This is a genomic window from Paenibacillus sp. 01T422 (assembly GCF_056398785.1).
Genome location: NZ_JBFTQB010000598.1, coordinates 1 through 4090 on the forward strand (window position 1 = coordinate 1; position 4090 = coordinate 4090).

The window sequence follows — 4090 nt, forward strand, 5'->3', positions numbered from 1 at the left end:
CTATGACTCGTTCGTGGCCACTACCTGCAAGACCTTGGATCATGCATCAAATATGGAACGATCTCCTATTCGCGCATTGGCCTATCCCTGTCGAAATCATAAGAGAACTTGTGCCAACTCCCCTTCCTATCGACACCTTTGATGGAGCGGCTTGGGTAGGCGTTGTTCCTTTTCATATGACTGGCGTCACTCCCAGAGGTATTCCTGCATTGCCTTATTTCTCATCATTCCCGGAAATCAATGTCCGGACCTACGTGACGATTAATGATAAGCCCGGCGTATACTTCTTCAGCTTAGACGCTCATAATAGATTCGCTGTCGAAGCGGCCCGCAATTTATTCCATCTCCCCTATTTCAATGCGCGAATTGAGGTTAAAGAATCAGCAGGTAACACTACGTTCTACCATAGTGTTCGCCAAGATTCACGCGCTCAGCGGGGTGAGTTTTTAGCTAATTATGGCCCCTCCTCCCCCATTCGGTATGCAGTACCTGGAACTCTAGAGTATTGGCTTACGGAGCGTTATTGTCTATATTGTCAGGATCGCCGCGGACGGATCTATCGAGGTGATATTGATCATGATCCATGGCCTTTGCAGTCAGCCGAGGCTGATATATGCATCAATACGCTGCCTGCTTCTTTTGGGATCAAGCTTCCGGAGGATTCCCCCGTTTTGCATTTTTCCAAACAGTTAAAGGTAAAAGTATGGGCACTTGAGAAGCTCAATAGCCAGTTACACAGTAAATAGCGCCAAATTGCGCTTCGAATATTGATTTATATCATTAATGATTAATGCCATTAATTATTGTTGCGACAATTGGATCATACTTCTTAATTTAATCGTTCCCATGGACGAAATATTCAGATACAATAAGTATAATTAACGACATTAATTTTATTTAAAATCAACAATACCGCGGAATTATTACGGAGGTAATATACGAAATGCCTAAATTCATGGACTATATGATCAGTCCTTATCCGCTAAGAATCATTACTCTGCCCATTGATTCCAGCAAGCTAAGGCTACAATCTTTGATTATTTCAAACGTCGGACACTTGCCTGGACGCATCTCTTTTCGACACCAAGCCTCTTTCTCCAAATGGGCGTTTATTTACTTGTCTGGTGGCAATGGATCTTATCAAGCCAATAATGGCCCTGTGCAACGTGTAGAAAGCGGCAGTTTGCTCTTCTTACGACCAGGCGTTATTTATAATTACGGCCCTGATCAAGGCGGATATTGGGATGAATATTATTTTACCTTTGAAGGTACTCGGATAGAGGAATGGCTTGGCAGTTGGTTAACCAATGTCGATGAAGCGAAGCAAGTCGGGCATGAGGATGCCACCCAACACAACCGGATCGATCGCATCTTCATGCTGATGGAGAGTGGATTACCTGATAACATTGATCGCGCCGCGCTGCTTCTTGAGACGTTGCTTTTTGAATTCATGCTGAAAGCCCAAGCTACGGCCCAAACGACGAAAACACAGCAAGTCATCGACCTTATGGACGATCTCGGAGATTCCCTCTTCCAGCCTTTCGATGCAAAAAGTATCGCTAAACGCCATCACATCTCGATTTCTACGCTACGAAGAGTTGTTAGTGAATATACAGGTTATCCACTCAACGCTTATATCAACCGTTTGAAGATAGCTGAAGCGAAAAACATTCTCCTGAATACGGAGGATTCTGTCAAAGAAGTGGCCGATTCATTAGGATTTAAAGACGTCTTTTACTTTTCACGATTATTCAAAAAATACGTTGGAGTGTCTCCTCTTATTTACCGAAACAATATGCAGTTGTGATTTAGTTTACATAATATATATTATGTATCCATTTTGCATCTTTTTTTAAAAATGAGTGCTCCGTCCTAGTACGACTTGTCATCGAGCTACATATGATAAATTAGTAGTAAATCTTCCCAATGGGGAGGTGAATCCAAATGACACTAGCACTTACAGGATGGATGCTCTACACAATGTTTGTAGTTCTTGGTTTAATGGGCCTAAGCTTCTTATACAACTTATACACCGCTCTCAAAGCCGGTTCTTTCTCCAGTTCCTTATTTCTCTCTTATTTGAAAGACTTACTGTTCTACGTGTTCCCATTATTCATGCTTTCCAACATGATGGCCCTTGACCCTACAGGTTTCTTGCTGTTAATCGGTTATTATCTTGGCGCACTCGGAGTCGCACTCAAATATTTGGAGAGCTTTAAAAAATAATTTGTAATCGCATTCATAAAATGCTCCTTATATTGGCTCTAATTGGGAGCCAAAAGCAGCCATGAATTCATGGCTGCTTTTTTCATTCTCTGTTTATAAAAGGTCAAGATATCACAAGTCCGCCATCAACGCCAATAATTTGTCCTGTGATCCAACCTGAATCTCTGTCGGCCAAATTAACAACCCAACTCTCTACGTCCTCTGTCACGCCACGCCGCCCCAGCGGAATCATCTTACGCTCCTGTTCCTTCACCTCATTGATCTGATCATCGCTAAGTCCCATTCGATCACGAAGGAAAGCAGTTTCGACGGGTCCACTGGCGATGGCATTCACACGAATACCCTTCGGAGCTAATTCAAGAGCCCAGCAACGTGTCAAATGTTCCACCGCAGCCTTACTCGAAGCATAAAGAGATAAACATGCAGCAGCTTTACTTCCGTAAGTACTCGACATGTTGATGATTGCTCCCTTCGTTTTCTCGAGATGTGGCATGGCAGCGGCGGCTAACAATGTCGGACCCGTCACATTGACGGCGAAAATATCGCTTATTGACTTCGCGCTTACATCAGCTAGTGGCTGAATGACACCACCACCTGCATTATTCACGATGATATCGAGACGTCCCCAATGTTCAAGTGCTGCTGCAACCGTTTTGTTTGCTGACTCCGGATCACTTGCGTCCGCTACGAATGCTCTAATATTTGGATCGCTTGCAGCAATTTCTTCCAATGGACCTATTTGGCGCCCCGTGATAAGCACTTTTGCTCCTTTTGCAGAAAACATTCGAGCCGCGGCAAGCCCGATCCCCCCACCGCCACCCGTAATAATGGCAACTTTATCTTTTAACATGTCCAAGACTCCTTTTCGTTCATTTATTTTCATTAATTAGCTAACAATTAATCAATTAACTATTTGGGAGATCTGCCCCTAGAGGACAGAAATTGTGACTCAAACCAACTTTTTTAACAACAATTGCAACTGATTTTGTTCTTCTTGGGTGAGTTTATTCCCAACATTTTGTGTAATAGTCTGTTCATATTCAGGCCATACTTGCATTATGATGTCATGACCTTCAGGTGTTAAACTGACTAGAATTCTTCGCCTGTTGGACGGATCGAAATCTCTTCGGATGCGCCCTGCTTTCTCCAAAGAATTTAATAAGTTGCTGATATTTGCTCTAGTGACAGCGAGGTCATCGCTTATCTCCGATGGGACCATTGCTCTGCCACTTGACTTAAGGGCAACTAGGACGCACCAACGCCCCAAGGTCAAATCGAACTTTGCGAGTTGCTCCTCTAAGTGTTGAACCAAATGATGATTCGTTTTATATAGCGTCAAAAAAACATTGACTGGTAGAGGAGATTGTTCAAAAGGGTTCCACTTCTCTATAGGATATAACCTCCATCTAAATAGTTAATCGATTAACTGTTTGCCTTTTAACAATACGTTTTTCACATTCACTTGTCAAGTCACCGCGTTATCCAAAAACTAACTACGATGAAACAAGTGTCAACGATCAAGCCGCCAAGACCCATTACGTGTTCCTTGCTACGGGAAATTCACTTTTAAACCATGCGGGATCGGCCTGCTCCCTCGCTCGAATAAAATTTTACGTGGAAATTGTACGGTTAATTGCTACTCCAAAATCGTAAATATCAAAAAAGGAGCAGCCCATGCTTGCACAGGCACTGTTCCTTTTATTTAAAGTCATGTTATAGATTTCGCCCATTTGTCGCTGTAGTAAATCAGGAAAACGTCCGAACTGGCGATCCCGATAAATAAGCTTTAATATCTTCAACTACGTCTCTATAAAAAGCCTGATAATTCGCTTCAGATACATAACCAATATGCGGTGTAGTAAGA

At 42.8% G+C, this 4090-nt stretch carries 5 protein-coding genes; 3 read left to right on the top strand and 2 right to left on the bottom strand.

The features are described 5' to 3' along the window. From AC1DUA_RS26815 to AC1DUA_RS26825, 3 genes are all read left to right on the top strand, one after another. Positions 1–746, top strand: a 746-nt coding sequence (locus AC1DUA_RS26815) for a YqjF family protein (protein ID WP_477502672.1), incomplete at its 5' end; no start/stop codon positions are given. A gap of 197 nt (positions 747–943) precedes the next feature. Beyond that, complete coding sequence (locus AC1DUA_RS26820; RefSeq protein WP_477502673.1) at positions 944–1807, top strand: helix-turn-helix domain-containing protein; 864 nt, start codon at positions 944–946, stop codon at positions 1805–1807. A 137-nt stretch (positions 1808–1944) separates the two neighbouring features. Next, on the top strand, positions 1945–2226 hold the full coding sequence (locus AC1DUA_RS26825; RefSeq protein WP_477502674.1) for a hypothetical protein: 282 nt from the start codon (positions 1945–1947) through the stop codon (positions 2224–2226). Positions 2227–2329: 103 nt separating this feature from the next. Here AC1DUA_RS26825 and AC1DUA_RS26830 read toward each other — a convergent pair whose 3' ends face one another. Together AC1DUA_RS26830 and AC1DUA_RS26835 are read right to left on the bottom strand one after the other, a co-directional pair. After that, on the bottom strand, positions 2330–3076 hold the full coding sequence (locus AC1DUA_RS26830) for an SDR family NAD(P)-dependent oxidoreductase (protein ID WP_477502675.1): 747 nt from the start codon (positions 3074–3076) through the stop codon (positions 2330–2332). A 99-nt stretch (positions 3077–3175) separates the two neighbouring features. Then, positions 3176–3565, bottom strand: coding sequence for a MarR family winged helix-turn-helix transcriptional regulator (locus tag AC1DUA_RS26835; RefSeq protein WP_477502676.1), 390 nt, complete (start codon positions 3563–3565; stop codon positions 3176–3178). Between the last annotated feature and the right edge of the window lie 525 nt (positions 3566–4090).

Bases quoted from the DNA above. Each gene is read 5' to 3' on its own strand.
- AC1DUA_RS26820 (WP_477502673.1), top strand. From the start codon at position 944: ATGCCTAAATTCATGGACTATATGATCAGTCCTTATCCGCTAAGAATC.
- AC1DUA_RS26825 (WP_477502674.1), top strand. From the start codon at position 1,945: ATGACACTAGCACTTACAGGATGGATGCTCTACACAATGTTTGTAGTT.
- AC1DUA_RS26830 (WP_477502675.1), bottom strand. From the start codon at position 3,076: ATGTTAAAAGATAAAGTTGCCATTATTACGGGTGGCGGTGGGGGGATC.